Here is a 24,630-nt window from a genome sequence, read left to right as displayed (position 1 = left end):
GCAACTTCTTTATTCACGCACCAAAGCCAGCAGCAGTGAAATGGCCAACAGTCCATTGGTGACATCATCGGGAAATAGGGCTAGGGGAAATGCGCTCGCAAAACCCAATCCAGCCAGAACAAACACCACCCGTGACCGACACCAATAGGCCAATGGCACGAACAATCCACAGACTATCAGCGGCATCATTCTCATGGGGAACTCTAGCCAGCTAGAGTTTGTTAGCCAGAAAGTCGAAACAGCCCATGAACCATAGCTAATCGCCATAAGTCCCCAAGCCATTACACCTAAGGATGTGAGCCTGAGGCTGTAGGCCATCAAGGTCACCCCTATTCCCCAGAAAAAGTAAAGCTCATAGGCCTGTCCACTTTGGTGAAACATTTGCGACATCAGGGCCATATTTGCACCCAGCGATAGTGCCCCTGTTAATAAAAGACCGTGACCCAACCGCTGTAACCCTTTTTGGCGAGAGGGGCGTCGCCATAAATAAAACCCTGCTGCATTGATTCCAACAAACAGCACCATCAACAAGCACACTCGAAATGCTCGGGACCAAACTTGCCAGTTGGCAGCCACAAAGGTGATTAGCCCCAACCCCAACAAGATGCCACCAAGGCCTAACAAAATAGCTACAAACTGATTTTGGGCGTCTGGTTCAATCTCACCAAATTTATAACGCTCCGACAGTTGCTCGTAGATATCTACGGTGATGACACCTTCTTGCCACCACTGTTCTGCTTCCCTGCGAAGTTGTCGACGAAACTTGGACATAGCCACTACCTGCATAAACCCTCATCTGTCTATGGAGCCAGTTTGGCAATAGTTTCAATGAATTTCCCATGAGTGTGGTGTAGCTGACTGAAGCAAATCCAATGGGCCAGATGTCAGGCGAAGTTCATCGAAGTAAAGCGAAGTTAAACTGCGTGATATCTCTTTGAGCCGTCGAATGGTTTGAATATCCCCCTTAAGCAATCAGGGTATTGGAACATTCAGGTTAACCTAAATGTTCCAATACCCTTACCGATTGCTATACCCAGACTATGACTACTATTCTTGAGGACGTTGCCGAGCATTTGAGTCAAGCCGAGCAGATTCTGTTTATTACGGGGGCAGGCCTCTCTGCTGATTCGGGTTTGCCCACCTACCGGGGTGTGGGTGGGCTATACGAAGGACAAACGACAGCAGAAGGCTTTTCGATCGAAGAAGCCCTGAGTGGCTCCATGTTTCAGGTGCAGCCCGACATTACCTGGAAATATCTCTGGCAACTTGGTGCGGCATTGCACAATACTTGCCACAACCGTGGACATGAGGTGATTGCAGAAATTGAGCACCATAAGCCTAACACTTGGGTCTTAACCCAGAATATTGATGGGTTTCACCGCTCGGCAGGCAGTCAAAACCTGGTGGAAATTCACGGTCGTGCTTCAGAGCTTTATTGCATCAAGTGTGATTATGTCACCACAGCCCAGGACTTCCTGGCGGACTATGGCCAAGAGGTGCCTCTGCCCCCCATCTGTCCAGCCTGCCAGGGGATTATTCGTCCTGCCGTTGTCCTGTTCGGTGAAACTTTGCCCGAACGGGGCATCCAAGCGCTTTACCAGTTTCAGGACATGGCCTGGGATCTTGTCTTTGCGGTAGGAACGTCGGGGCTTTTTCCGTATATTGCTGAACCTCTGGTTAGAGCACAGTTGAAGGGTATTCCCACGGTAGAAATTAATCCGGGTGAAACGATGTTGTCGTCTGTGGTGGAATATCGGATTGCCCTAGGAGCAGCGGTGGCGTTAGAGCAGATTTGGCATTTGGCTCAGCATTAGAGACAAAGCCATAATGTTCTAGGGTTGCGACGATCACGGGTGTCCTTTTAATCGAGAGCTCTTGCCGCATCGCTAGGCTCAAGGACGTTAGCTGATACTAATGTTGTCGGGGTAGTTCTAAAGACTATGGCCGACAACATTTAACAAACTGTTGGGCAAAGGTGGGATTGCTGCCAAAGTGTAAATGAACGTAACTGGCGAGGACATTATAGACCTGATAGCCCTCCCAAGGTTGATGGTTTTTCCATCCTTGCAGTTTGTAATTAAACTCCAATTGTCCCCTGAGTGAAAATTGTCCCCTGAGCGAAGTCGAAGGGGACGTCGGGGTGATTTCCAGCAGATTACCTTGAGCATCCACAATGTCTGAATAGTGAAACCGATGACCGCGAATGGTGCCCTGTTTAGGGAAGCCACCGTAGGGTCCCACCATGTCTACCTGGCGATAGCCCAGCTTCACCCGTTGTCCCATTGTTGTCCAAAACGGAAGAATACCGACAAAGGGATAGCGCTGTTTTTTAGCGCCCAACAATCCCTGGGAAAGATACATCAAGCCACCGCATTCTGCATAGACCAGACGTCCTGACCGGCAAAAGTTTGCGATCGCATCCCGCATACTCTTATTCCCAGACAGTTGCTCAGCATATAGCTCAGGGTATCCCCCACCGATATAAAGACCATCCAAATTCTCAGGCAAAGAATCCTTTAGGGGAGAAAAAGGAATCAGTTCTGCCCCTGCCTGTTCCAGCAGACTCAGATTGACCCCATAGTAAAAACAAAATGCCTGATCCTGGGCAATCCCAATACGGACCTTAGGAGAGTGGGACAAGCATTGTTGAGCATCAGTTTTCATCTCCAGGTGACTGGATGCTACGAGTTGGTTTGAGCGAGAGTTGGCAATATTGACTAACTCTGCCAAATCCAGATTGTCGGTTACCAGCTTTGCCAGACTGGCCAGATAGTCAGTTTCAGCTAATTCTTCCTCTGTCGCCCGCCATAGTCCTAAATGGCGTTCAGGAATCCTCACTGGTTCAGTGCGAGGAATCCCCCCCAGAATAGGTACCTGGACAGTTTGATTTACCGCAGAACAAATACGCTCAAGGTGTGACGCACTGCCGATTTGGTTGCAGATCACCCCCGCCACCGCCAGGTCTGGATCAAAGTTGCTATAGCCTGAAATCAGGGCTGCGGCACTGCGGGCCAAGGAGCGAGCGTTAATCACCAGAAGTATCGATGCCCCTAACCATTTGGCCATTTCAGCCGTACTTCCTGCTTCAGACTCTGCACCGTAGCCGTCAAACAGCCCCATCACCCCTTCCACGATGGCCAGATCAGCTCCCCCACAAGCCTGATCAAAAATCTGACGATTCTGAGCCTGACTCAGCATCCAGCCATCCAGATTATGGGACACCCGCCCCGTCGCCCGCTGATGGTGGCTGGGATCAATAAAATCGGGTCCTACCTTAAAAGGCTGTACCTGCAGACCCTGATTGGTAAACGCCCGCATGAGACCAATGGCAATAGACGTCTTACCCACACCACTGTGGGTTCCAGCAATGACAAGGGTGGGAATCGGCATTCTATAAAAACTATTTGGAAACGCTAAAGGACCTTTAGTTACATAACATTTCTCGTAACATGCCACTTCCCCATGGAGCATTTAATCCTGGAAGACGGTGAGAGTTTATGGTTTTCCAAAAAATAAAGATGTGCATCAGGCAAATCGGCATGGGGGGATTCCATGTTTCTTCGGCTGCCGACAAATGTTAACGTTAATCCCTGACCTCTATCTCTCTGGATTGCCCAGAGGCCATGATAACCACATGAGTCAATCTAACCCTCTTTTACTTTTGGGCCATGGCACTCGTGATGCTAATGGGCGTCAGGCATTTCTTGATTTTGCCCATAAGTTTCAAACCTATGACCCTAGCCGTCCCGTGGTTCCCTGTTTTCTGGAGCTGACGGATCCCCTGATCCAGGCAGGCATTGATAGCTGTGTTGAGCAGGGCTATCACGAGCTAACCGTACTGCCGGTACTGCTGTTTGCCGCACGCCACAGCAAGTTTGATGTAACCAATGAACTGGATCGGGCTATCCAGCGTCACCCTCAACTGAAGCTCAACTATGGTCGCCATTTTGGTGTATCCCTACGCTGGTTAGACCTGTGGCAAAAACGGCTGGAACAGGCAGATAAAGAAAGCACCGTACCCCGTGAACAAACCGTACTGCTGTTTGTCGGTCGCGGCGCGTCGGACCCTGACGCCAATGGAGATGTGTATAAGCTGGCCCGGATGCTGTGGGAGGGCAGCGGCTACCACGACCTGGAAGTTTGTTTTACCGGCATTACCCATCCTCGAATGGAACGAGGCTTTGAGCGCGCCCGAGCCTGGAATCCTAAGCGAATTATTATAATTCCCCACCTATTGTTTGATGGGGTACTGGCAAAGCGGATTCAGACCATTGTTGCCCAAGAGCAGGCGACTCACCCTGACATAGAAGTGCAGAGCCTATCAGTGATTGGTGCCGATCCGATTTTGTTTGAGCTAATTCGCGATCGCGAACAAGAAGCCCAAGCCGGTCAGGTCTCCATGAACTGCTACACCTGCAAGTTTCGCCAGGCAATCAGCGCCCAGGGACATGGGCATCACCATAATGATCACGGGCACAGCCACGACCATGGCCACAGTCATAACCACGGCCACAGTCATAACCACGGGCACAGCCATAGCCACGACCACCCCGAAGGACAGGCCCTATACCACGGCATTCCTGATCTCTATCCTGAAGTGGAGGATTACCATGAGCGGGCCTGGCAGGTACCCTAAAAGAGCATTAACACTAAGTCCATGATTCTGTTTTTCTGCGCTACGTTTTTGGCAGGCAGCAGCTCAGGATATATACAATCGACCCCGCCGTAACCCAACCCACACCTGCATGATTGCTGTTAGCGATTACCCTGTCGGGGGGTGTGGGGGAGTTTAGGCCCCCACGAATAGGAGGGTTTCAGGGAGGAAAGCCCTGAGCAGCACTTCTTGCAATTAGTCAACTTTATCAACCGAGATATCTTGAGTGGTTGGCTAACGGCAAAACCAACTGCGTGGGGTCCCTCCGAGTTCCCCACACCCCCTGGGCATGGCGGGATGCCGCCCTACAACCCTCATACTAGGATATTCCTAATCGCACTAAGTTTGAGGTTACGGCGAGGTCGATTGTTCAGGTTATCCCAAGCCATGCGATTCTCTTTTGTTTAAAAGCTCTTCAGCGTGAAACAATCTTGTCCTCAAAACTTACTGCATGTTATCGGTTTAGGGTTAGACGGTCTGCAAAGTCTGAGCCCTGAATCCCTAGCCTGTCTGGAAAAAGCTGAGATTATTGCAGGCAGCAAAGCCCATCTGCAAACTGTAGCCGAGCATCCAGCTCGCAAGCTGCCCCTCAGCAACAATATTGTCGCCTGGATCGACCAAATAGCCGACATCCTCCCACAACAATCCGTTGTAGTTCTAGCCAGCGGCGATCCACTTTTCTATGGTCTAGGCCGCCTCCTAACACAACGATTCGACCGGCAATATCTCCGATTTTATCCCCAGGTAAGTTCCATCCAATTAGCCTTTAACCGTCTGGGGATTCCCTGGCAGTCGGCCACCATCGTCAGTGTCCACGGTCGCCAGCCCGATCACCTGGAGCAGGCCCTCAAACAAGGCAAATCTCCCCTCGCAGTTCTGACCGATTTTGTCCATACGCCAGGAGAAATTGCCCGGCTTATTCAAGATATACGCCCCCCTGCGCAGTATCACATGACCGTATGTAGCCAGCTCGGAGCTACTGAGGAGACTATCCAATCAATTTCTATAGAAGCAGCAATAGACAGTTCGTTCCCGAGCCCTAATGTTGTTGTCCTAGAAGCACAGCCTCTGACACAAGCCCTGCCTCAGCCCCTCTTCGGCATTGCCGATAAAGACTTTCACACCTTTCCCGATCAGCCTGGTTTGATTACAAAGCAGGAAGTCCGTGCTTTGTCCCTCTCCCTGCTGCGATTACAGCCAGATATCACGGTATGGGATGTAGGAGCCGGTACTGGGTCCATCTCCATTGAGATTGCGCGGCTAATACCCGATGCCCACATCTATGCTATTGAGAAAACGGCTGCTGGGCTGACCTTAATCGAAAAAAACTGTCGTCGCTTTGGTACGCCTCACATTTCTCCTATCCGAGGTGTTGCGCCAGCGGCGCTAAACTCTTTGCCAGACCCGGATCGAATCATGATTGGTGGGGGAGGAAAAGCAATGTCGGAAATTTTGGCGGTGTGTTGCGATCGCATCCGCCCGAACGGTTTCATTGTCGCCAACTTTGCCACCCTCGAAACCTGTATGCTAGCCAAGCAACAGCTACAAGATAAGGGCTGGATTGTACAGCTATTGCAAGTCAACATTGCCCGCTCAGCCACCCTGGCCACCGCCACCCGTTTTGTTCCTTTAAACCCTGTGATTTTGTTGCAAGCCTCTCGACCATTCCCTCAACCCGATGCAGGCTCGGATCAAGGAGAAGGCAATGATATCTAGTGATTTACTGACAAAATCTTCTGCCTGGGGCAAGTTGTGGGGCGTGAGCGTTGGTCCAGGGAATGACGAATGGCTCACCCTGAAAGGATTGCGGATTTTACAGACCGTGGATGTGGTGGCCTGTCCCCAGAACCGGTCTGGAGAGCCCGGCATGGCCTACAACATTGTCAAATCTCACCTGCGGCCCGAGCAAACGATTTTGCCCTTGGACCTGCCCTTTGTGCGCGATCCGGTGCAGCTACAGCAAGCCTGGACTACAGCAGGAGAGAAACTAGTACCCTTGTTAACCCAGGGCCAGGATGTGGTATTTATCACCGAGGGAGATGCCAGCCTATATAGTACCTTTAGCTATGTAGCCCAGTCGGTGCAACGCTTAGCCCCTGACGTAGAAATTACCACTGTACCGGGGGTGTGTTCTCCCCTAGCCGCCATGGCCGCCCTCAACATGCCCCTCTCTTTGGGCGCGGAGAAAATTGCCATTCTTCCTGCCCTGTATGACGTGTCCGAACTGACCCATGCCCTGGAATGGGCTGAAGTTGTGGTGTTGATGAAAGTGGCATCGGTGTTTGGTCAGGTATGGCAAATCCTGAAAGAAGCAGACCTTCTAGACCACGCCAGTCTGGTGGAACGGGTGGGTTCACCGGAGGAGAAACGGTATCCTAGCCTGGTGGACCTGGCTGACCATAAACCACCCTACTTTTCCATTTTGATTGTGCGCCGCCATGACTATCGCTTCTAAGTCTTTTCTCATGCCTGAATCCAAGGTTGTGATCATTGCTCCCACACTGGCAGGCTGTCATCAAGCTCTTCAGCTTTGGGATGGTCTACAGCCCCTGGAACTTTGGACCAGGGAAGATACCCTAACTTCGATGGATACTGCTGATCGTGTTATACAACATCCTGATTGTCAGCCCCCAATATCGCAGGGCCACCACAAGGGATTGCCCCTACAGGAGCATCCATTTTTAGCTGGGTTTACTGACTTAGAATTTGGTGTCGTTCATTGTTATAGTGGCTCCCTAATCCCTGTGGTGGCAGCTTGTTGGGACCGAGCCACACAGCTAGTCTTTTTCTTGCCCGTGGGGGCAGTGGTGCGACTGATTGCCCCACTACTCCAAAACAAACACCAGGATCCGGGGGTGGTGGCCATTGATGACAGTGGTACGTTTGTGGTTAGCGTTAGCGGGGGACACCAGGGGGGAGCTGATGCGCTCACACGACAATGTGCGGCCCTACTGAGAGCTGCACCGGTAATTACGTCAGCCTCTGAAGGACAACAGCTACCGGCTGTAGATCTGTTGGGTAAGCCCTATGGTTGGCAGCGTGGAGGGGGAGATTGGACAAAGGTGGCGTCAGCGCTGGCGCAACGAGAGGCGATCGCAGTGCATCAAACCTGTGGTGAGACTCTATGGCGACAGATGTTACCTGACGATTCTTCTTTTTATTTTGCAGATCAGCAGACTGCGGCTTCAAATACTCAATTACCAGCCTCTCCGCAACTGTGGATTTCGGATCAGCTACCCCCTAGTCAGGATTCAGAAGGGCACAACCCAGCAAAATCTCTTCAAGTGTGCTGGCATCCTCGTACATTATGGCTAGGGCTGGGCTGTGAGCGAGGGACATCGACAGAGTTAATTGAGGCGAGTATTAGGCAGGTGTTGCGCGATCGCAACCTGGCCTGGCAATCCATCGCCGGCATCGCCTCCATTGACCTCAAGCAAGACGAAGTCGCCTTTCAAACCCTGACAGAACGGCATCAGTGGCCCCTGCACTTATTCAGCGCTGCTCAACTACAAGAACCAGCGGTTCCCAATCCCTCAGATGTCGTTACCCAGGCGGTGGGGACACCGTCTGTCGCTGAAGCCGCTGCCCTGCTGGCCGCCCATAGTCAGGAACTGGTGATAACAAAACAAGTCTTTAAAGGTGAGCAGCAGGGGGCCTGCACCATTGCCGTAGCCCGCGCTGACCAGCCATACAATCCCCGGCCGGGTCACCTGTATCTGATTGGCTCAGGTCCTGGCTCTTTAGCCCAGCTCACCGCAGCGGCCCGGGCCGCTCTGTTGGACTGTGATGTGGTAATTGGCTATGGCCTTTATTTAGACCTGTTGCGGCCCCTATTCCATCCTAATCAGGTGATTGAGACTAGCAAAATCACCCAGGAAGTACAGCGGGCAGAGCGAGCCGTTGCCCTGGCCCACCAAGGCTTAACCGTAGGCATGGTGTCCTCCGGCGACTGCGGCATTTATGGCATGGGGGGCCTGGTGATGGAATGCCTGGTGCAGCGAGGCTGGGATGGCAACACACCCGGTGTTTCAGCCTTCCCAGGAATTACGGCACTCCAGGCAGTGGCAGCCCGGGTGGGGGCTCCCCTGATGCATGACTTTTGTGCCATTTCCCTGTCTGATTTGCTAGTGCCGTGGGAGGTGATTGAAAAGAGATTAGCGGCGGCAGCCCAAGGGGATTTTGTGGTGGCGCTCTATAATCCGCGCTCGAAGACTCGCACGCGGGGCATTGAAATTGCGTTAGAGATTTTGCGACGGCATCGTTCGGATGATACTCCGGTTGCGATCGCACGTTCTCTCTACCGTTCAGGAGAATCCGTCCGCTGTCTTACCCTGAAAGAGGTGGATGTGACCACCATCGATATGCTCACCGTGGTGTTAATCGGCAATACCCGCACGTTTTTGCATCAGGGTCGCATGGTTACCCCCAGGGGTTACAAAGTCTAGAAATCGGTAAAAAACGACTATAGCGACCATGAAATAGGTGCAATGCCATTTTTTTGCAAATATTCATTGGCTTTTGAAAAGTGCCGATTGCCAAAGAAACCCCGGTGTGCCGAGAGCGGCGAAGGGTGAGGTGAGGTTAGCACTAAATGCCGTTCACGATCAATAAATTTTCCTTTCTGTTGTGCATAGCTACCCCACAGCAGAAACACGAGATTTTTTCGTTGCTGATTTAGGTTAGTGATAATGGCATCTGTAAATTGCTCCCAGCCTTTTCCCCGATGGGAGGCGGCTTTATGTTGTTCCACTGTGAGGACGCTGTTAAGCAGTAACACGCCTTGATCTGCCCAGCTTTGTAGGCAGCCGTGATTAGGAGGTTTAATGCCCAGATCTTGCTCAATTTCTTTAAAGATATTAACCAGAGAAGGCGGCGGCGCAATGCCCTCCGGGACAGAAAAGCTCAATCCGTGGGCCTGACCGGGGCCATGATATGGGTCCTGTCCAAGAATCACAACTTTGACTTGGTCAAATGGTGTGCTATCCATTGCATTGAACATCAGTGCGCCACGGGGGTAAATAACCTTGCCAGCGGCTTTTTCTGCCTTTAAGAATTTTTTTAGATCCTGCATGTAGGGAGTGGCAAACACATCTTCTAATACCGCTTTCCAGCTGGCTTCAAGCTTAATCGTGCTATTAGAAGAGGACGAGGCTTCCATGGTCATAACGGGCCTGTATGGGTAGATGGTTTAGACAACTAGTAATTCGCACTATCATAAACTTTGTCATACCATTTCCCATTGTGACCGCTTACTGCAAGGAATGTATAGGCATGTTGCGTTCCCAAGAATCTATTGATAGGGTATGTAGGAGTACAGTGAAGAGAGCACTCTACAAGATCGGAAATCGTTCTAAAATATGGTGGGTATTAATCGCCCAGTAAGTGTTTGTTTTTAGCTCGAATTAGCATCAGCGAAGCGTCACCCTGAAAATCACAGGAAAACCCCAAATGTTTCAGAAATTTTAGTAAGGTCATACCATCTCCTCGGGGAGAACCGCCAGCTTCAACAATTAAATATTTAACCGATGATTTTAGTAAGTCGCCAAAGGGCATTAAAATGCTATGTTCCGAGCCCTCAACGTCTACCTTGAGCACATCAACAGAACCTATCTTTTCCAATATTAACTGCAGTGTTGTTACTTCAACGTCTACACTGCTGCGAGCTGAGGGATCGGGTAAATTCAAGTAACAGATGTCTTATTTCCTCATAATATCCCCAAACTTTCTTCATACATTAAAGATGGTGATCCTAAGACAGGGGTATAACCCTTTGATGGGGATATCTCAGAGACTCATCAGCAATGAGGTCTATCGTGACTGGAGCAGTGTCGGGAAGAGTGATTGCTGTGCGAGGCAGTGTAGTCGATCTGTATTTTCCAGGTACCTTACCGGCCTTACATACCCAGGTGATTATCGGTGGGAGTGGCACTGTTGAAGTGGTGAATTATTTAGATGCCCATACCGTTCGGGGGATTGCGCTTATGCCCACCGATGGGTTCGCTCAACGACCCATCGATAAGGAGCCGGGATAAACCCCTCTCCTAGTTTTTTTGTCACCTCTAGAATGCAGTGATGAACGTGTTTTATAATCTCTCCTAAAGCTCCCTTATATGCTTGGTCAGCCAACACTTTCTCAAGCCTCACATAGGTCTCTAATACAGGACCTAACACTGCAACGGCTGCTTTAATATCCGCCATATTGGCGGCACTCACAAAACAATTTAACACCATGCCTAAGATGTCAACAACGATATGACGCTTACGTCCCTTGACACACTTATGACCATCAATTCCTTGTTCAGGTCCTTTTTTCTCTGAGGTCCTCACAGATTGACTGTCAATGCTGATCAAGCTCGGTTGCTCAGCTCGTCCCTCTGCGAGTCTTACTAGCTTTACCAAGCGTTCATTAATCTGGTCCCATAAGCCTATCTTGACCCAACGACGATAATAATCATAGACAGTTGACCAGTTCGGCAGATCATAGGGCATCGCACGCCATTTGATACCGTTATCGACCCAATACAAAATGGCATTCACGATCTCTCGTAAGTTCACTTCTCGAGGATGACCGACACCCTGATGGACGGGAATTAATGGCTCAACCAAGTCCCACTCATCATCGCTTAAATCTGAGGGATACGGAAGACAATTCATCCCTTCCTCCAGTGCTAACAACACTGCTGGTTATACAGGGACGAAAGGAAGAACATTCACTCCTTTACAATAATTTACGAACCCATTCTGAGGGGGAGTGTGGCTAAATAGTGTCGTTTCATAGTCTCCTCCTAGGTCAACAGCCAGGCTGTTGCACCCTGTTGAACGAGAACTCCATCGAGCAGACGACGACTCTCATCTACCCTGCTTTAATTGTTGCATGGATGCCAAAAAAGGGACTGCCCCCTGGTCTGGAGTTAATGAAACGATACGTGGGTGGGCATCCTCATAGATTCCTCAAAGTCTTGACTTATACCCAGATTGGAAACGGTCACCCCCGTTTCTAGTGATTGTTATTTTGGATTCTGTTTTTATGGTGCAAACGACCCCTGCAAATTTGGCCCCGACGCCGACTCAATCCGCCTTTATCCTTGAATTTGAGCGGATTACGATTGATGATGTTCCCTGTGTGGGGGGAAAAAATGCATCCTTGGGCGAGATGATTCAACAGCTGACGCCCCAAGGGGTGCAGGTGCCCACTGGGTTTGCCACCACCGCCGATGCGTATCGCTATTTTATACAGCAGGCCGGTCTGGACGAGGCGTTGAGAGCGCACCTAAGCGATCTAGATATCGACGATGTCACGGCCCTGCGCCACTGTGGTCGAACCGTCCGTTCGTTAATCCTCGACACGCCCTTTCCGCCGGAGCTCGAAGCGGCCATTGCCAAGGCGTACTTGACCCTCTGTGCTGACAGTGGGAATCCAGCGCTGGATGTGGCGGTCCGCTCGAGTGCCACCGCTGAAGACCTGCCGGATGCGAGTTTTGCCGGCCAACAGGAAACCTACCTGAATGTGCATGGTGTCAAGGGCGTGCTGGAGGCGTGCCATAAATGTTTTGCCTCGCTCTTTACGGATCGGGCGATCTCCTATCGCACCATCAAGGGCTTTGACCACTTTACGGTGGCCCTGTCGGTGGGTGTGCAGCGGATGGTGCGCTCGGACTTGGCGACCTCGGGTGTGATGTTCTCCATCGACACCGAAACCGGCTTTAAGAACGCGGCACTCGTCACCGCCGCCTATGGGTTGGGCGAGAATGTGGTGCAGGGGGCGGTGAACCCCGATGAATATTTAGTGTTTAAGCCGACCCTTCGGGAGGGATATCGTCCCATATTGAAAAAGCGCCTGGGCAGTAAAGAGATCAAAATGGTGTACGACGTGGGCGGTAGCAAGCTGACGAAGAATGTCCCGGTGTCGGAGGTGGAGCGTCAGCGCTATGCGATTAGTGATGATGAGATTTTAACCCTAGTGCGGTGGGCGTGCATCATCGAAGACCACTATACCCAGGTGCGGGGCACCTACACGCCGATGGATATTGAGTGGGCGAAAGACGGTCTCACGGGAGAGTTGTTTATTGTGCAGGCGCGCCCGGAAACGGTTCAATCTCAAACGTCAGCCTCGATTCTGCGTAATTATGTTCTCCAGGCTGATACCACCGACCTGACGCCCTTAGTGACGGGTCAAGCGGTGGGTGAAATGATTGGTCAGGGGTCCGCGCGGGTGATCCAATCGGTGCAAAACATGGCTGAGTTTCAACCGGGGGATGTGCTGATTACCCAGCGAACAGACCCGGATTGGGAACCGATTATGAAACGGGCGAGTGCGATTGTCACCGACCAAGGGGGTCGCACCTGCCATGCGGCCATTATTGCCCGGGAGTTGGGCATTCCGGCGATAGTGGGGTGTGGCAACGCGACCGAGCGTCTAGCCACCGGAGTGAGCGTGACGGTGACGTGCGCCGCTGGCGAAGTGGGTAAAGTCTATGGGGGACACCTGCCCTTTACGGTCGAAGAAACGGCGATTGATGACATCCCCCGGACGCGGACCCAAATTCTCATGAATGTGGGGAATCCCGAAGAAGCGTTTCATTTTGCGAAAATTCCGTGTGATGGGGTGGGGTTGGCGCGCATGGAGTTTATCATTGCCAACCACATTAAAGTGCATCCCCTGGCCTTACTCAACTTTGACCAGTTAGCCGTCGGCCCCATCAAACATGAGATTGAGCAGCTGACCGCGCTCTATGCCCATAAGCCCGACTACTTTGTGGAACAGTTGGCCCATGGATTAGGGATGATTGCCGCGGCGTTTTATCCCAAGCCTGTGGTGATTCGGCTCTCCGATCTCAAGAGTAATGAATATGCGAATCTGTTGGGCGGCGCGTCGTTTGAACCGACCGAAGAGAACCCGATGATTGGTTGGCGGGGGGCCTCTCGTTACACCGACCCGCGCTATCGGGAAGCGTTTGGCTTGGAATGCCAGGCCTTACAGCGGGTGCGTCGAGACATGGGCTTGACCAATTTGATTCCCATGGTGCCCTTCTGTCGGACCCCCGAAGAAGGGCAGCAGGTGCTCACTGAAATGGCCCGCTATGGGTTAGTGCGAGGGGAACAGGGGTTACAGGTGTATGTGATGTGTGAGATTCCCAACAATGTGATTTTGGCGGATGAGTTTAGCCAGATCTTTGATGGCTTCTCCATTGGGTCGAACGACCTCACGCAGCTGACCCTGGGCCTCGACCGGGATTCTGCCCTGGTGGCCCATCTTTTTGACGAACGCAGTGCTGGGGTCAAGGCGATGGTGCGTCAGGTGATTGCGAAGGCGAAGGCGAATCAGCGCAAGATTGGCATCTGTGGCCAAGCGCCGAGTGACTATCCTGAATTTGCTCAGTTTTTGGTGCAGCAGGGGATTGATTCCATTAGTCTCAATCCAGACTCTGTCTTAAAGACCACCTTAGCGATTGCGGCCATGGAGGCGGAGACCATGACCTAGGGAGCTGTCTGTGTAGGGGGGGCATGACGACGATGGATAATTGTTGGTCTATTCGATCTATTTTGATGGGGAGGTTGTGGGATGTTCACTAAAATTCTGGTTGCTCTCGATCATGGCGATACCTGCCATGAGCTCGGCCAACAATCGCTGACCCTTGCCCAGGCGACTGGGGCTGAACTTCTGTTTTTCAGTGTCTTAACCCCTGATGGGGGTGGGCATTTACCCCTCCCCGAACAGACTGGGCTGACAGCTTTCTCGTTAGGGGGGCACGAGAGTCTTTGGGAGGTGTATCTCAAAAGCTATCGTGACTATGAAGCGGCGGCAACCGAGCGGTTGCGTCACTTTGTTGACCAAGCAACACAGGCCGGTGTTCGGAGTGATTTTAAGCTGGTCAATAGCGATGTTGGTCGTGCCATTTGTGACCATGCAAAAGAGTGGTCAGCTGAGTTGGTGATGGTCGGCAGCCATGGCCGTAAAGGCTTGGGTGAGATGCTATTGGGCAGTGTGAGTAATTATGTCATGCATCATGCTCCCTGTTCGGTCTTGGTCGTCCATGAGCCGAATGCAACCAAACGTCATGAACACAAGACTGAGGACGTCATCGTAGACCATCAATAACGCCTCATCACACTATAGTTCTGCTCCCTTGTCCTCTACCAGGCAATTACGCCTGGTAGAGGACATAATAAAACGACATCAGTATCGTCTAGCAGGTAGATCAATTTGCTACTAGAATGTAGGTAGGTAAGACATCGGTAAATGAGTAGAGGAAGGTACCATGGCCAATGTTATTGACGGTTTTTCCTCTGAGGTTAGTCCTGTTTTTGTTGTGATTGGCTATGGTAATCCTGACAAAGGCGATGATGCCATTGGTCAGAAAGTCGTTGCTCAACTTCAAGGGTTAAAAACACCTAATCTCGAAGCTTATTCAGTTAAACAACTCACGCCAGAACTCTCTAGTAAGCTTGCCAGGGCAAGTGTTGCTATTTTTGTTGATGCTTGTAAATTAACAAATACTGACACGGTTCAAGTTAAACCATTGGATGCCCGTGGCACCGAAACTACGGGTTCTGCACTGCCTGGTTTTGGTCATTCCTGTAGTCCCTGCTCCTTGTTGGCATTGACCCAATCTGTCTATGGCCATTTCCCAAAAGCTTGGTGGGTTGAAGTGCCTGCCTGCGACTTTACCATGGGTCATCCCTTATCGGACCTGGCAGAACAAGGGGTGGATCAGGCATTACGAACAATTGCGTCATTAATAAGTTCAGCCTCGTAGGTCTCTATGGTTACGAGAGAGAATCATGGGCACACTGAACGTATGACAAGGCTGATTATTTCAAAGCTATAGAAAAGCTCAATATCCTTAAGGACATTGAGCTAAAGAGCTTAACCCTCCCAGTCTTGAACAACGCTATTATTTGCTGAGTTTTGACGGTGGGGTAGAACGCTTTAACCAAAGCTGGCACGAAGGGCAAACGTCTCAAAGCTGGATAGGATAACGATTATTCTATTAGGAATCCTCGCTCATTGAATATGCGTTTGCCCTGTGGTCTAAAGGGTGTTGTCCAGAAAGTTTCTAGATACATGTATAGTTATAGCTAGATATATGTATAGTTATAGGAGGGTGCTCGTATCTTCAGAATCTTGTTCTCAATCAAGAAGCTGGGGCCGTGCAGCTGCCTCTCATCAAGTTAAAAAGACAATCATAATTGTATGCGTTTCGCTTGATCCTGGCCTCATGCTAGCTTGAACTTCTCTCAGGCTGAAAAGCTGGAAGAGGTTAAAGGAAAACTGGAAGAAATGCTCACTGTTCAAGCATTTGAGTCGATAATAGGGTGAATGCACATGCCGTTTCGTGCTCCAAAAGTGATAAGTGCGCTCAAGCGCTTCTTCTCCGAGAAGAACGCCGTCGCGGGAGTTTCTGACGCGTTTTTGATCGTCACTGTTATCAACAGCGTTATGATGGTAACCGGCCTCGACACACCGAAGGAAGGACGGTTTGCTTACGTTCATCTCCTGCTTCGACTGGGAATTCTCACAGGGATTTGGTTTGTTTTCTATTTCTCGTACACCATCGCATCAACCAAAGAGTTCTTTCGGGACCTTCAAGCCGGGATCGGTCGGTATATTCGCCACAACGTGTATGACGCGATCGCAATAACCTATACATCGTTGGTCGTTCTCCTCTGTGTCGCCGGCTCGACAGGCCTGTTCCCTCTGCATGGCGGGCGGGTGCTCTATCAGGGATTATTGTTGCTGTTTCCTGCCGTCTGCATGGGAATCTTGGTGACCAAGGTGCTGGGAAAGAAGGACGAACCAAAAACATGAGCTGCATGATGCACAGGTTATCTACAGCGGATGATGAGCAACGTTATATTCAAATGCATAGGGCCATGAAAAGTATCCTAACTGTTCAATTAACCATGGTTAGATAGACCTACCGTTAAGTTATGGAAAACCATGCCTGAACAATTAACATTACGTGCTCTAGAGAAAACAGACCTAGAATTTATTCATAAATTAAACAATAATCGAAATATAATGGCCTACTGGTTTGAGGAGCCGTATGAATCATTTGATGAATTGGAAGACTTATACAAAAAGCATATTCACGACAATACAGAAAGACGTTTCATTGCTGAAGATAGCGACGGCAATTCCATAGGGCTTGTAGAACTCCTGGAAATTGACTACATCCATAGAACATCAGAGTTCGCAATCATTATTTCACCGGGTTATCAAGGCAAAGGATTTGCGAGATCTCTGATTGCCCAAGCCTTAGATTATGCTTTCTCGATTCTCAACCTCAATAAAGTATATCTTCTTGTTGCAGTGGAAAATGAAAAAGCAATTTATCTCTATAATCAGTCAGGATTTACTGAAGAAGGTCGCTTGATCCAAGAAGTGTTTACAGGTGGAAAATATCGAGATGTTATCCGGATGTATATCTTGCAAGGCACATTTTTTAGTGCCCAGTAGTGCAAAATAAACGTTCTTTCTAGACGGGTAAACTAGGATCGAGAAAGCCAAAATGGGTAGCGGTCAAATCACCAGTGGTGACATTTTCCAACACGACTGAGGTGTTTGCATCAATCACAATGGCGGCATTACTCCCCCACTGTTGCAGCAAAGGTTGAACCTCACTGAAGGTAGAAACTCCCAAATCTAGTAATATCAGCCGATCAGCAGCGAGTTCAAAGTCTTTAACGAAGTCATTGCCAGCCGTAATAACAAACTGATCGTCACCAGCATTACCGACATAGAAATCATTATCTTCCTGCCCCCAAAGAATGTCATCACCGGCACCGCCAAAGAGGGCATCCTGGCCTAACGCGCCCAACAGCAAATCATTATCTGGTGTGCCGTAAACTTGTAAATCAGGATCATCAAAGTGGAAAGAGCTGGCACTGAGATGATTGATATCGATATTTTCCAGTACGATTGAGGTGTTTGCATCAATCACAATGGCGGCATTATTTCCCCATTGTTGTAGTAAGGGCTGAACTTCACTGAAAGAAGAAATTCCCAAAGACTCTGAGAGCACTACAGTATCAGCACCTACCTCAAAATCTTTGACAAAGTCGTTGCCAGCCGTGAAGACAAATTGATCGTTGCCAGCACCACCAACATAAAAATCATCGCCACCAAACCCCCAGAGAATATCATCGCCTGCATGACCAAAAAGCTCATCCTGGCCTTGGGCACCAAACAATTGTTCATCATTACTGGGAGTCCCATGAATAGTTAACCCTGCATACTCCTGCAACACTCTGCCAGTTGGACGAATTAAACCATCGTCATTCAACAAACCATATCGATTTGTATTCCCAGAACTGGCTGGATCGTCAAACGGACGGTATGCGATCGCAACTTCCACATCATTCCATCCCTGAATTAACTCAAGGGCTGTTTCCATATAGTCGACCCGCAGCTCAGACGACACATCTCCCCAGCCATTACCAATCCGCCAGCCAAATTCCGTAATCCAGAGGGGCTGAGCAACCAAATTCCGCAATTGTTCCATGCCATATTGAAACGACCATAGCTGATCCAGGGTGGGCTGAGCAGTGGGTGCAAAGGTTGTATCCGGTGCCCAGGGAATCCCAGTGGAATCATTAGGACGGGTGTAGGGATGCACCGCCAGACCATCAAACATGGCCCCGGCATCGAGTAACGCCTGGACATACTGAAAATCGGTGCCCGCTACCGAACCACCCAATACGGTGACATTTGTATTGGCAGCGTTAGCAGCATTGTGAAGAGCAGTGTAGGCGGCATTCAATAATGGGGCATAATCACTGGCAAACCCTGTATCGATCAGAGCATAGGCCGTTTGGCCGTTGACGTCCCGGAGATCTGTGGCGGGATCAGCGCTACCCCAAAACTCAAACACATTGGGTTCATTCCAAATTTCCCAAGCCGTAATATTGTCGCGGACACTAGCCAATTGATTGTAGAAGTAAGCAACCGCATTCGCAAAATCATTCACATCTGCTGGCGGATGCCAAATGTCATCGTTAGGGTTGGGGCGCGCCCATTCAGGGGTTTGGGCAAATAACATAACAACCTGGACCCCATTGTCCTCAGCATACTGAATAGCATCACGGACATCATTGATGTAGTTGTTATTCCATTGACCTTCTACAGGTTCTAGCTCATGCCAATCCCCTGGAAATCGAACCACATCCGAGCCTAGTCGAATGGCTTCATCAATGTAGTTCTTAAAGGTTTCAGCCCGAGATGAATTGTCATTAAGGTGGGAAGGGCCATCTGTAAATAATAAGTGGACCCCATATAAAGTATCGCTTGCCATGGCAATTTTATACTCCAAAAACCACTGGGTAGAACAATCTCAGCAATTTCATCTGTAATTCAACTGATGATTAGCGCCCAGCCTATGGTGACTAAGCCTACGATAGGCTACCCGGAAGATTTATGGATGGAACGTATCTGTATCCGAAGTTAGGTATAAAAACGGAGATTCTGTGATAAACAATGTTCAGATAAAATAAATATGATCTGGTGTCAGGGAACCTTACCTGGCTGGCGCAGGTGCACCACGCAACATTCCTGATGTACTTAGATCTTCATCAATCTCTTCCCAATGTAGACCATAGCCACCTCCACAAAGCTCCCATTTCTCTCGTTGTTCTGAAGTTGCCTTTAATAATCTTGGATACCACACCAGTGGGACGACAATTGTTCGTCCATCCATGAGATCAACGCTAATTGTCTCTTCTGTAAATTGAACTGCTTTTACCCGCTCATCCACCTGAATTGCCGAAGTACCCATGCCAAGCCTCCAATAATTTTTCTTGATTTGCCTCAACAATGGCCTGTATTTTGCGTAACTCCTTTGGACTAAATCCAATGTTAGATGCTAGCTTGACAGACTCGATCCAGAACTTGGCTGATGAACTATCACGATCAATATGAATATGAGGTGGTTCATTAGGTTCATGGCTATAAAAGTAGAGCCGATAAGGCCCTACTCTCAAGATGGTCGGCATATTTCAGGGATATCACGCTTATTAAGCTTAGCAAATCAGGAGTGGTCTGTATATCTCAACGGTTTTGCCCATAGTGCCGCTCATCACTATCGGACATATTCGGACATATATCTTGTATTAGCTTCATCAGACCAGATCAACCCAATCGCGAATGAGGGCCATATCGCAGTATTCCTCCAGAGTGTCGGCCATCTGATCGTAGAGCTTAAATTGTTGTTGTTGCCAAGATATGGTGCCAGGTCGATAGTCTTGCACATGTGCCAGTTGGGCTAAAGCCTGGCGCATAGAGGTGGATTCAAACAATCCGTGGAGGTAGGTGCCCCATACGTGACTTTGGGTTGTCTCCCAGGTGTGGACGCAGTGATTGCCCTCGGGTCGCTGTGTCCCTTGCACTTCAATCTTTAGCAAGGGTGAAGCTGGAATATGGGAGGTCACTATCTGGGTTTGGCCCATGTGGATTTCGTAGGCTTGCCAGGTGTCTGTTGTGTTGTTATGGGTTGAGATCGCACTCACCTGCCGCACCTCTTTTTCAGCAATAAACTCAGTCGCAATGGGCAACAGCCCCAACCCTGGCACCTCCCCTGCTAGCCCCGCATAGCCATGGGGGTCCGAGAGAGACTGCCCCAGCATCTGATAACCGCCACAGATACCCACAATGGGAATACCCCGTTGAGCTGCCTGTTGAATCGCGATCGCTAATCCCGTCTTTCGTAGCCACTCCAGATCCTGCAGCGTGTTTTTGCTACCGGGGAGAATAATGGCCTGGGCATCCTTCAGGTCTTCTGGTGTGGTTACCCAACAGGTGCGAATCCCCGTATCCAACTGCCAGGGTTGACTATCCTGGGAATTCGACACCCGAGGAAACCGAATCCAGGCGAATTTTGCACCACTGCCAAATTCTTCTGCTTCTTTACATAGACTGTCTTCACTTTCTGGCTGCAGATGACCCCGGTAGGGCAACGTGCCCAGGTAAGGAAAATCCGGTAGGTGCTTAGCAAAATGTTCTCCTGCTGTATCAAATAAGCTGAGGTCGCCGCGAAACTTGTTAACGATAAACCCTAACCCCAGGGATTTTGCCGGTTCCGGTATCAAGGTGTGGGTGCCAATAATTTGGGAGAAAATGCCCCCCCGCTCAATGTCTCCCACCAATAGCCAGCGCCCCTGCAGGTATTGAATGGGCCGCAGGTTGACAATGTCTCGATGCATCAGGTTCAGCTCCACCGGGCTGCCCGCTCCTTCTAACAGCAAAACATCGCAGCGATCGCGCCAAGAGTCCAGGGTTTGCGCCACCACCTGCCAGATATCCTCAATGTGCTGGTAATAGTCCCCCGCCCGAATATGCTGCTTCGGCTGCCCCAGCAGTACCAGCTGAGAGGTGCCATTGCCGGAGGGTTTGAGCAACACCGGATTGTGCTCCGCCACCGGACGCACTCCACAGGCCGCCGCCTGGGCCGCTTGGGCCCGCCCAATTTCCCCCCCTCCAGGGTGACGTAGGAATTATTGGACATATTCTGTGCCTTAAAGGGCACCACATTGACCCCCTGCCGCCGCAGCCAGGCTCCGAGGGCGGTGACGATCCAGCTTTTGCCAGCATTGGAGGAGGTGCCGAGGACGGAGAGTGATTTCATGGAGTGGATGGGGTGAAGGGGTGAATGACTACTATGACTGAATTTGTGGATGGTTATGCGGCCATTGTGCTGATGGGGGCGGCAGGGCTGGATTTTCTAGTGGGGGACCCGTGGCACTGGCCTCACCCGGTGCAGGCGATGGGTTGGGTAATTCAGCGGTATACCAACCTGGCGTTTAAGGCGACGCAGTCGGCAACGGTGCTGAAGGGGCTGGGGGTGTTGCTGAGCGTTCTTTTGGTTGGGGGGAGTGCGATGGTGGGCTGGGGACTGGTTGCGATCGCACGGTGGTTCAATCCCTGGCTTGGCCTAAGTTTAGAAATAATCTTAGTCGCTTCCTGTTTTGCCGGACGCAGCCTGCGAGATGCAGCAGAAGATGTGCTCGCGCCGTTGCTACAGAACGATTTAGCCGAGGCTCGTCAGCGTCTGAGCCGCTATGTCGGTCGCGATACCCACGATCTGGAGAGACCTGAAATCCTTAGAGCGGTGTTTGAAACTGTTGCCGAGAATAGCGTTGATGGTATTATGGGGCCTTTGTTCTATGCCCTAGTCGGAGCTGCCACCCCCCTGGGTGGTGCTTCCCTGGCCCTAGCCTATAAGGCCGCCAGCACCCTGGACTCCATGGTGGGCTATCGGGCCGCCCCATACACCGACATCGGTTGGTGCAGCGCTAAGTTCGAAGATGCCTTAACTTGGCTTCCCTGTCGGCTAACGGTGGTTACCCTGGCTTTACTGTCGAGAAAACCTCGAACCGTGATGGGTCTTTGCCAGAGAGATGCCGCCGCTGACCCCAGCCCTAACTCCGGCTGGAGTGAATGTGCCTATGCCGCCAGCTTGGGGGTGCAGGTGGGGGGTAAAAACGTCTATAAAGGCGTGGTTAAGGTCAAACCCTTGATGGGCGACCCAGACCGTGAGATTACGCCCGATGTGGTTCGAGTGTGTTTACGATTAAATCGATTTTGTTTTTTGCTCTGGTTAGGGTTAGGAGCTTTAGGGATTCTCTTGATTTTCTAACAGCTGTTGAAAGGACACTAAGGCTTGCTACAAATGCTCACCACTAATGTATAAATAAGTAGAATTGAGCGCACTAATCGTTTCCAAGTGAATTCGCCAATGAGCAGTTTTCTAAGTGAGGATTTATCCATGAATATTTTTTACTGCTTGTAAGTAGACATTTAACTTGCCCCTAATAAGCCGATATTTAGAGTAGGCTGTGTTGCAAACGGATCGACAATTGAGCATATGTCATTCTGCGATCATGCTACTCGCTATAGTGAATTTATTGTTGCCTTAAAGGCGCGAAAAATTTGGGATGTGGGTACGCTGATCCAGCAAATGCTGGGGGACTTAGACAGTATGACGCTGGCTGAAAAATATGCCCAGGTGGATAAGCTCAAGGGCTGGCTCGATGGCTTTCGCCCCTTACCGTCTGCGATAGTGACTGAACTCAAACAACTGTTTGACGTCAGGTTTACTTACAATTCCAACGCCATTGAAGGCAATACCCTCACCCAAAGTGAAACGCAACTCGTTTTAGAAACAGGAATTACGGTGGGTGGGAAAACCTTACGCGAGCATTTGGAAGTGGTGGGTCATCAGGATGCCATTGACTATGTAGAGTCGTTAGCACAAAAAGATACAACTATTGGAGAATGGGAAATTCGGCAGATTCATAGTTTGTTGTTTAGCGTTATTGACCGTGCGGAAGCAGGCCGCTATCGGCAGTTAGATGTCAAGGCCGCTGGTACTGACTATGCCTATCCACCACACTATCTGTTGCCAGAGCTGATGACAGAGTTTGTTGAGTGGCTAAACTCAGAGCCAGCGAAGCAATTGCACCCGATCCAGTATGCGTCAGCAGCGCACTGTCGCTTTGTGGGAATTCATCCGTTTCGAGATGGCAATGGTCGCACGGGACGGCTATTAATGAATTTGTTGTTACTACGGCTGGGATATCCGGTAATCGTGATTCGTAACGATCAACGGCTGGTATACATCGAGGCATTGGTGCAGGCACAGCAGCAGGATAACTTAGCGGCATTTCAGGAGTTAATGCTGACATCGGCCCAGGAGTCTTTAATTGAGGTGTTAAGAATCGTTGTGACCGCACCAGAAAACCAGAATAAGGGTGAGGACTGTTACGATGAAATGCTTGCTTTTTTAGAGCAGGTCAAACCTGATTAACTATTCAGTGATTATCATTTTTTTATTGGCACCTCACAATAAGGGGTACTTCAATTAATGATTGTACGTCCTACCCATGGTGGTAATCGTAATTGGGCAGCTCAGCTTGCCAATTGCACACCGGAAGAGATTTTAGATTTTTCTGCCAGCATTAACCCTTTGGGACCGCCCCCATCCGTCTTGACAATACTGGCGGAGCAGTTGCAGCACCTAACGGCCTACCCTGACCCCAGATACCCTCAACTGCGGTCAGCCCTCAGTAACTTTCACCATTTGCCCATGGACTGGATCTTGCCCGGTAATGGAGCCGCAGAACTATTAACCTGGATGGGGCGAGAACTGGCCCAGTTAGATGCCACTTATCTGGTCACACCCGCATTTGCCGATTATCAACGGAGTCTCAAGGCTTTTAACGCCAGGATTGTTCCTGTGCCCATGGATCTAGCAGCAGTGCCCCCCCAGGCAAGCATAACAGCATCGACTAACTGCGGCTTATTGTTGAACAATCCCCATAATCCTACGGGTACCCTCACACTGCGAAAAGATTTAATCCCTTATCTTGATCAATTTGCCCTGGTGGTGGTGGATGAAGCCTTTATGGACTTTTTGCCGCCGGAGCAGCAGCAAAGTGTATTGGATCTGGTGCCGGACTTTCCTAACTTGATTGTGTTGCGATCGCTAACCAAATTCTACAGTCTGCCGGGTCTACGGCTGGGCTATGCTTTGGGCCAGCCTGACTATCTAAACCGCTGGCAGCAGTGGCGGGATCCATGGCCTGTGAATACATTGGCGGAAGTGGCTGCGATCGCAGCCCTCCAAGACCATTCATTCCAGCAACAAACCTGGGACTGGTTGCCCCCTGCCCGCGATGCCCTTATTGCAGGGCTCCAAAAATTCCCTGGACTTACCCCCTTAGTCGGTGCCGCTAATTTTCTCCTGGTCAAAACAGAGGTTCCTTGCACTCAATTACAAAAGGATTTACTTAAATCTCACAAAATTCTGATTCGCGACTGCCTTAGCTTTCCAGAACTCGGGGAGAATTATTTTCGCATTGCTGTTCGTCTTCCTGGAGAGAACGATCAATTATTAACCGCCCTTGCCCAGGCCTTACAACCTTAACCACGCGGGGACGTTGCATGCAACGGTCCCTACAACGAACCCAAATTCCTCATCCTT

Annotated in this window: 23 protein-coding genes and 1 pseudogene; 14 read left to right on the top strand and 10 right to left on the bottom strand. The window is 50.2% G+C overall.

Features of this window, described 5'->3' with window-relative positions; genetic code table 11:
* Positions 1-9: 9 nt before the first annotated feature.
* A complete protein-coding gene (locus U2F10_RS34150) occupies positions 10-771 on the bottom strand; it encodes a DUF2157 domain-containing protein (protein ID WP_499874649.1) in 762 nt (253 codons plus the stop codon).
* Positions 772-1,040: 269 nt separating this feature from the next.
* Here U2F10_RS34150 and U2F10_RS34145 point away from each other — a divergent pair, with 269 nt between their 5' ends.
* Positions 1,041-1,814: an SIR2 family NAD-dependent protein deacylase gene (locus U2F10_RS34145; RefSeq protein WP_163665262.1), complete on the top strand. Its 774-nt coding sequence runs from the start codon at positions 1,041-1,043 to the stop codon at positions 1,812-1,814.
* A 124-nt stretch (positions 1,815-1,938) separates the two neighbouring features.
* Here U2F10_RS34145 and U2F10_RS34140 read toward each other — a convergent pair whose 3' ends face one another.
* Complete coding sequence (locus U2F10_RS34140) at positions 1,939-3,390, bottom strand: cobyrinic acid a,c-diamide synthase CobB (RefSeq protein ID WP_499874648.1); 1,452 nt, start codon at positions 3,388-3,390, stop codon at positions 1,939-1,941.
* Positions 3,391-3,574: 184 nt separating this feature from the next.
* Here U2F10_RS34140 and U2F10_RS34135 point away from each other — a divergent pair, with 184 nt between their 5' ends.
* The 4 genes from U2F10_RS34135 (at position 3,575) to cobJ (ending at position 9,099) form a co-directional block, all read left to right on the top strand.
* On the top strand, positions 3,575-4,636 hold the full coding sequence (locus U2F10_RS34135; RefSeq protein ID WP_499874647.1) for a sirohydrochlorin chelatase: 1,062 nt from the start codon (positions 3,575-3,577) through the stop codon (positions 4,634-4,636).
* A gap of 438 nt (positions 4,637-5,074) precedes the next feature.
* The gene (gene cbiE, locus U2F10_RS34130) at positions 5,075-6,370 is read left to right on the top strand and encodes a precorrin-6y C5,15-methyltransferase (decarboxylating) subunit CbiE (RefSeq protein WP_499874646.1); all 1,296 of its coding nucleotides are present in this window, start codon (positions 5,075-5,077) and stop codon (positions 6,368-6,370) included.
* On the top strand, positions 6,360-7,109 hold the full coding sequence (locus U2F10_RS34125; protein ID WP_499874645.1) for a precorrin-2 C(20)-methyltransferase: 750 nt from the start codon (positions 6,360-6,362) through the stop codon (positions 7,107-7,109). The genes cbiE and U2F10_RS34125 overlap by 11 nt, the downstream gene beginning before the upstream one ends.
* Positions 7,093-9,099, top strand: a complete 2,007-nt coding sequence (gene cobJ / locus U2F10_RS34120) for a precorrin-3B C(17)-methyltransferase (protein ID WP_499874643.1) — start codon at positions 7,093-7,095, stop codon at positions 9,097-9,099. The genes U2F10_RS34125 and cobJ overlap by 17 nt, the downstream gene beginning before the upstream one ends.
* 17 nt (positions 9,100-9,116) lie before the next feature.
* Here cobJ and ung read toward each other — a convergent pair whose 3' ends face one another.
* Positions 9,117-9,818 (bottom strand): uracil-DNA glycosylase, encoded by a 702-nt coding sequence (gene ung, locus U2F10_RS34115; protein ID WP_499057970.1) that lies wholly within the window; start codon positions 9,816-9,818, stop codon positions 9,117-9,119.
* Positions 9,819-10,021: 203 nt separating this feature from the next.
* Entirely contained in the window at positions 10,022-10,339 is a 318-nt protein-coding gene (locus U2F10_RS34110; RefSeq protein ID WP_499869360.1) for an FkbM family methyltransferase, read from the bottom strand.
* Between the two features lie 128 nt (positions 10,340-10,467).
* Here U2F10_RS34110 and U2F10_RS34105 point away from each other — a divergent pair, with 128 nt between their 5' ends.
* Positions 10,468-10,686 (top strand): hypothetical protein, encoded by a 219-nt coding sequence (locus tag U2F10_RS34105; RefSeq protein ID WP_348917850.1) that lies wholly within the window; start codon positions 10,468-10,470, stop codon positions 10,684-10,686.
* On the opposite strand, the gene U2F10_RS34100 is transcribed toward U2F10_RS34105, so the two are convergent.
* Entirely contained in the window at positions 10,634-11,308 is a 675-nt protein-coding gene (locus U2F10_RS34100; protein ID WP_163659055.1) for an IS5 family transposase, read from the bottom strand. The two genes, U2F10_RS34105 and U2F10_RS34100, sit on opposite strands and share 53 nt — an antisense overlap.
* A gap of 373 nt (positions 11,309-11,681) precedes the next feature.
* Here U2F10_RS34100 and ppsA point away from each other — a divergent pair, with 373 nt between their 5' ends.
* The 5 genes from ppsA to speG all read left to right on the top strand — a co-directional run bounded on the left by ppsA (position 11,682) and on the right by speG (position 17,114).
* A complete protein-coding gene (ppsA, locus tag U2F10_RS34095; RefSeq protein WP_163659054.1) occupies positions 11,682-14,135 on the top strand; it encodes a phosphoenolpyruvate synthase in 2,454 nt (817 codons plus the stop codon).
* Positions 14,136-14,216: 81 nt separating this feature from the next.
* Positions 14,217-14,753, top strand: a complete 537-nt coding sequence (locus U2F10_RS34090; protein WP_499057961.1) for a universal stress protein — start codon at positions 14,217-14,219, stop codon at positions 14,751-14,753.
* A 160-nt stretch (positions 14,754-14,913) separates the two neighbouring features.
* Positions 14,914-15,411, top strand: a complete 498-nt coding sequence (locus U2F10_RS34085; RefSeq protein ID WP_163665274.1) for a hydrogenase maturation protease — start codon at positions 14,914-14,916, stop codon at positions 15,409-15,411.
* Between the two features lie 569 nt (positions 15,412-15,980).
* Positions 15,981-16,463: a hypothetical protein gene (locus tag U2F10_RS34080; RefSeq protein ID WP_163701635.1), complete on the top strand. Its 483-nt coding sequence runs from the start codon at positions 15,981-15,983 to the stop codon at positions 16,461-16,463.
* A 132-nt stretch (positions 16,464-16,595) separates the two neighbouring features.
* Positions 16,596-17,114, top strand: coding sequence for a spermidine N1-acetyltransferase (gene speG, locus U2F10_RS34075; protein WP_163665278.1), 519 nt, complete (start codon positions 16,596-16,598; stop codon positions 17,112-17,114).
* Positions 17,115-17,133: 19 nt separating this feature from the next.
* On the opposite strand, the gene U2F10_RS34070 is transcribed toward speG, so the two are convergent.
* From U2F10_RS34070 to U2F10_RS34050, 5 genes and pseudogenes are all read right to left on the bottom strand, one after another.
* Positions 17,134-18,948 carry a cellulase family glycosylhydrolase gene (locus U2F10_RS34070; protein WP_499874641.1) on the bottom strand — a complete coding sequence of 605 codons (1,815 nt, stop codon included), beginning with the start codon at positions 18,946-18,948 and terminating at the stop codon, positions 17,134-17,136.
* Positions 18,949-19,170: 222 nt separating this feature from the next.
* Entirely contained in the window at positions 19,171-19,428 is a 258-nt protein-coding gene (locus U2F10_RS34065) for a DUF2442 domain-containing protein (RefSeq protein WP_163701642.1), read from the bottom strand.
* On the bottom strand, positions 19,400-19,645 hold the full coding sequence (locus U2F10_RS34060; RefSeq protein WP_163701645.1) for a DUF4160 domain-containing protein: 246 nt from the start codon (positions 19,643-19,645) through the stop codon (positions 19,400-19,402). Before U2F10_RS34060 ends, U2F10_RS34065 begins: the two co-directional genes overlap by 29 nt.
* A gap of 126 nt (positions 19,646-19,771) precedes the next feature.
* Positions 19,772-21,067 carry a cobyric acid synthase gene (locus U2F10_RS34055; RefSeq protein WP_499874640.1) on the bottom strand — a complete coding sequence of 432 codons (1,296 nt, stop codon included), beginning with the start codon at positions 21,065-21,067 and terminating at the stop codon, positions 19,772-19,774.
* A 116-nt stretch (positions 21,068-21,183) separates the two neighbouring features.
* Positions 21,184-21,273: pseudogene (locus U2F10_RS34050) on the bottom strand (hypothetical protein); the annotation flags it as partial.
* Positions 21,274-21,306: 33 nt separating this feature from the next.
* Here U2F10_RS34050 and cbiB point away from each other — a divergent pair.
* The 3 genes from cbiB to cobD all read left to right on the top strand — a co-directional run bounded on the left by cbiB (position 21,307) and on the right by cobD (position 24,573).
* The gene (gene cbiB, locus U2F10_RS34045) at positions 21,307-22,284 is read left to right on the top strand and encodes an adenosylcobinamide-phosphate synthase CbiB (RefSeq protein WP_499874741.1); all 978 of its coding nucleotides are present in this window, start codon (positions 21,307-21,309) and stop codon (positions 22,282-22,284) included.
* Positions 22,285-22,512: 228 nt separating this feature from the next.
* A complete protein-coding gene (locus U2F10_RS34040; protein WP_499874639.1) occupies positions 22,513-23,454 on the top strand; it encodes a Fic family protein in 942 nt (313 codons plus the stop codon).
* A 60-nt stretch (positions 23,455-23,514) separates the two neighbouring features.
* Positions 23,515-24,573: a threonine-phosphate decarboxylase CobD gene (cobD, locus tag U2F10_RS34035; RefSeq protein ID WP_499874739.1), complete on the top strand. Its 1,059-nt coding sequence runs from the start codon at positions 23,515-23,517 to the stop codon at positions 24,571-24,573.
* Positions 24,574-24,630: the final 57 nt, after the last annotated feature.

The organism is Leptothoe sp. EHU-05/26/07-4 (assembly GCF_043421015.1).
In the GTDB taxonomy this organism is placed as follows: domain Bacteria; phylum Cyanobacteriota; class Cyanobacteriia; order Phormidesmidales; family Phormidesmidaceae; genus Leptothoe; species Leptothoe turfae.
The sequence above is the reverse complement of the archived record's forward strand: the minus strand, read 5'-3'. Positions and strand labels throughout refer to the sequence as shown.

Excerpts from the sequence above, each read along its gene's own strand:
- U2F10_RS34060 (WP_163701645.1), bottom strand. The coding sequence starts at position 19,645 with ATGCCGACCATCTTGAGAGTAGGGCCTTATCGGCTCTACTTTTATAGC.
- U2F10_RS34040 (WP_499874639.1), top strand. The coding sequence starts at position 22,513 with ATGTCATTCTGCGATCATGCTACTCGCTATAGTGAATTTATTGTTGCC.
- U2F10_RS34065 (WP_163701642.1), bottom strand. The coding sequence starts at position 19,428 with ATGGGTACTTCGGCAATTCAGGTGGATGAGCGGGTAAAAGCAGTTCAA.
- cobJ (WP_499874643.1), top strand. The coding sequence starts at position 7,093 with ATGACTATCGCTTCTAAGTCTTTTCTCATGCCTGAATCCAAGGTTGTG.
- U2F10_RS34080 (WP_163701635.1), top strand. The coding sequence starts at position 15,981 with ATGCCGTTTCGTGCTCCAAAAGTGATAAGTGCGCTCAAGCGCTTCTTC.
- U2F10_RS34070 (WP_499874641.1), bottom strand. The coding sequence starts at position 18,948 with ATGGCAAGCGATACTTTATATGGGGTCCACTTATTATTTACAGATGGC.
- U2F10_RS34150 (WP_499874649.1), bottom strand. The coding sequence starts at position 771 with ATGTCCAAGTTTCGTCGACAACTTCGCAGGGAAGCAGAACAGTGGTGG.
- ung (WP_499057970.1), bottom strand. The coding sequence starts at position 9,818 with ATGACCATGGAAGCCTCGTCCTCTTCTAATAGCACGATTAAGCTTGAA.
- cbiB (WP_499874741.1), top strand. The coding sequence starts at position 21,307 with ATGACTGAATTTGTGGATGGTTATGCGGCCATTGTGCTGATGGGGGCG.
- U2F10_RS34100 (WP_163659055.1), bottom strand. The coding sequence starts at position 11,308 with ATGAATTGTCTTCCGTATCCCTCAGATTTAAGCGATGATGAGTGGGAC.
- U2F10_RS34135 (WP_499874647.1), top strand. The coding sequence starts at position 3,575 with ATGTTAACGTTAATCCCTGACCTCTATCTCTCTGGATTGCCCAGAGGC.
- speG (WP_163665278.1), top strand. The coding sequence starts at position 16,596 with ATGCCTGAACAATTAACATTACGTGCTCTAGAGAAAACAGACCTAGAA.
- U2F10_RS34145 (WP_163665262.1), top strand. The coding sequence starts at position 1,041 with ATGACTACTATTCTTGAGGACGTTGCCGAGCATTTGAGTCAAGCCGAG.
- U2F10_RS34125 (WP_499874645.1), top strand. The coding sequence starts at position 6,360 with ATGATATCTAGTGATTTACTGACAAAATCTTCTGCCTGGGGCAAGTTG.
- ppsA (WP_163659054.1), top strand. The coding sequence starts at position 11,682 with ATGGTGCAAACGACCCCTGCAAATTTGGCCCCGACGCCGACTCAATCC.
- U2F10_RS34085 (WP_163665274.1), top strand. The coding sequence starts at position 14,914 with ATGGCCAATGTTATTGACGGTTTTTCCTCTGAGGTTAGTCCTGTTTTT.
- U2F10_RS34140 (WP_499874648.1), bottom strand. The coding sequence starts at position 3,390 with ATGCCGATTCCCACCCTTGTCATTGCTGGAACCCACAGTGGTGTGGGT.
- U2F10_RS34090 (WP_499057961.1), top strand. The coding sequence starts at position 14,217 with ATGTTCACTAAAATTCTGGTTGCTCTCGATCATGGCGATACCTGCCAT.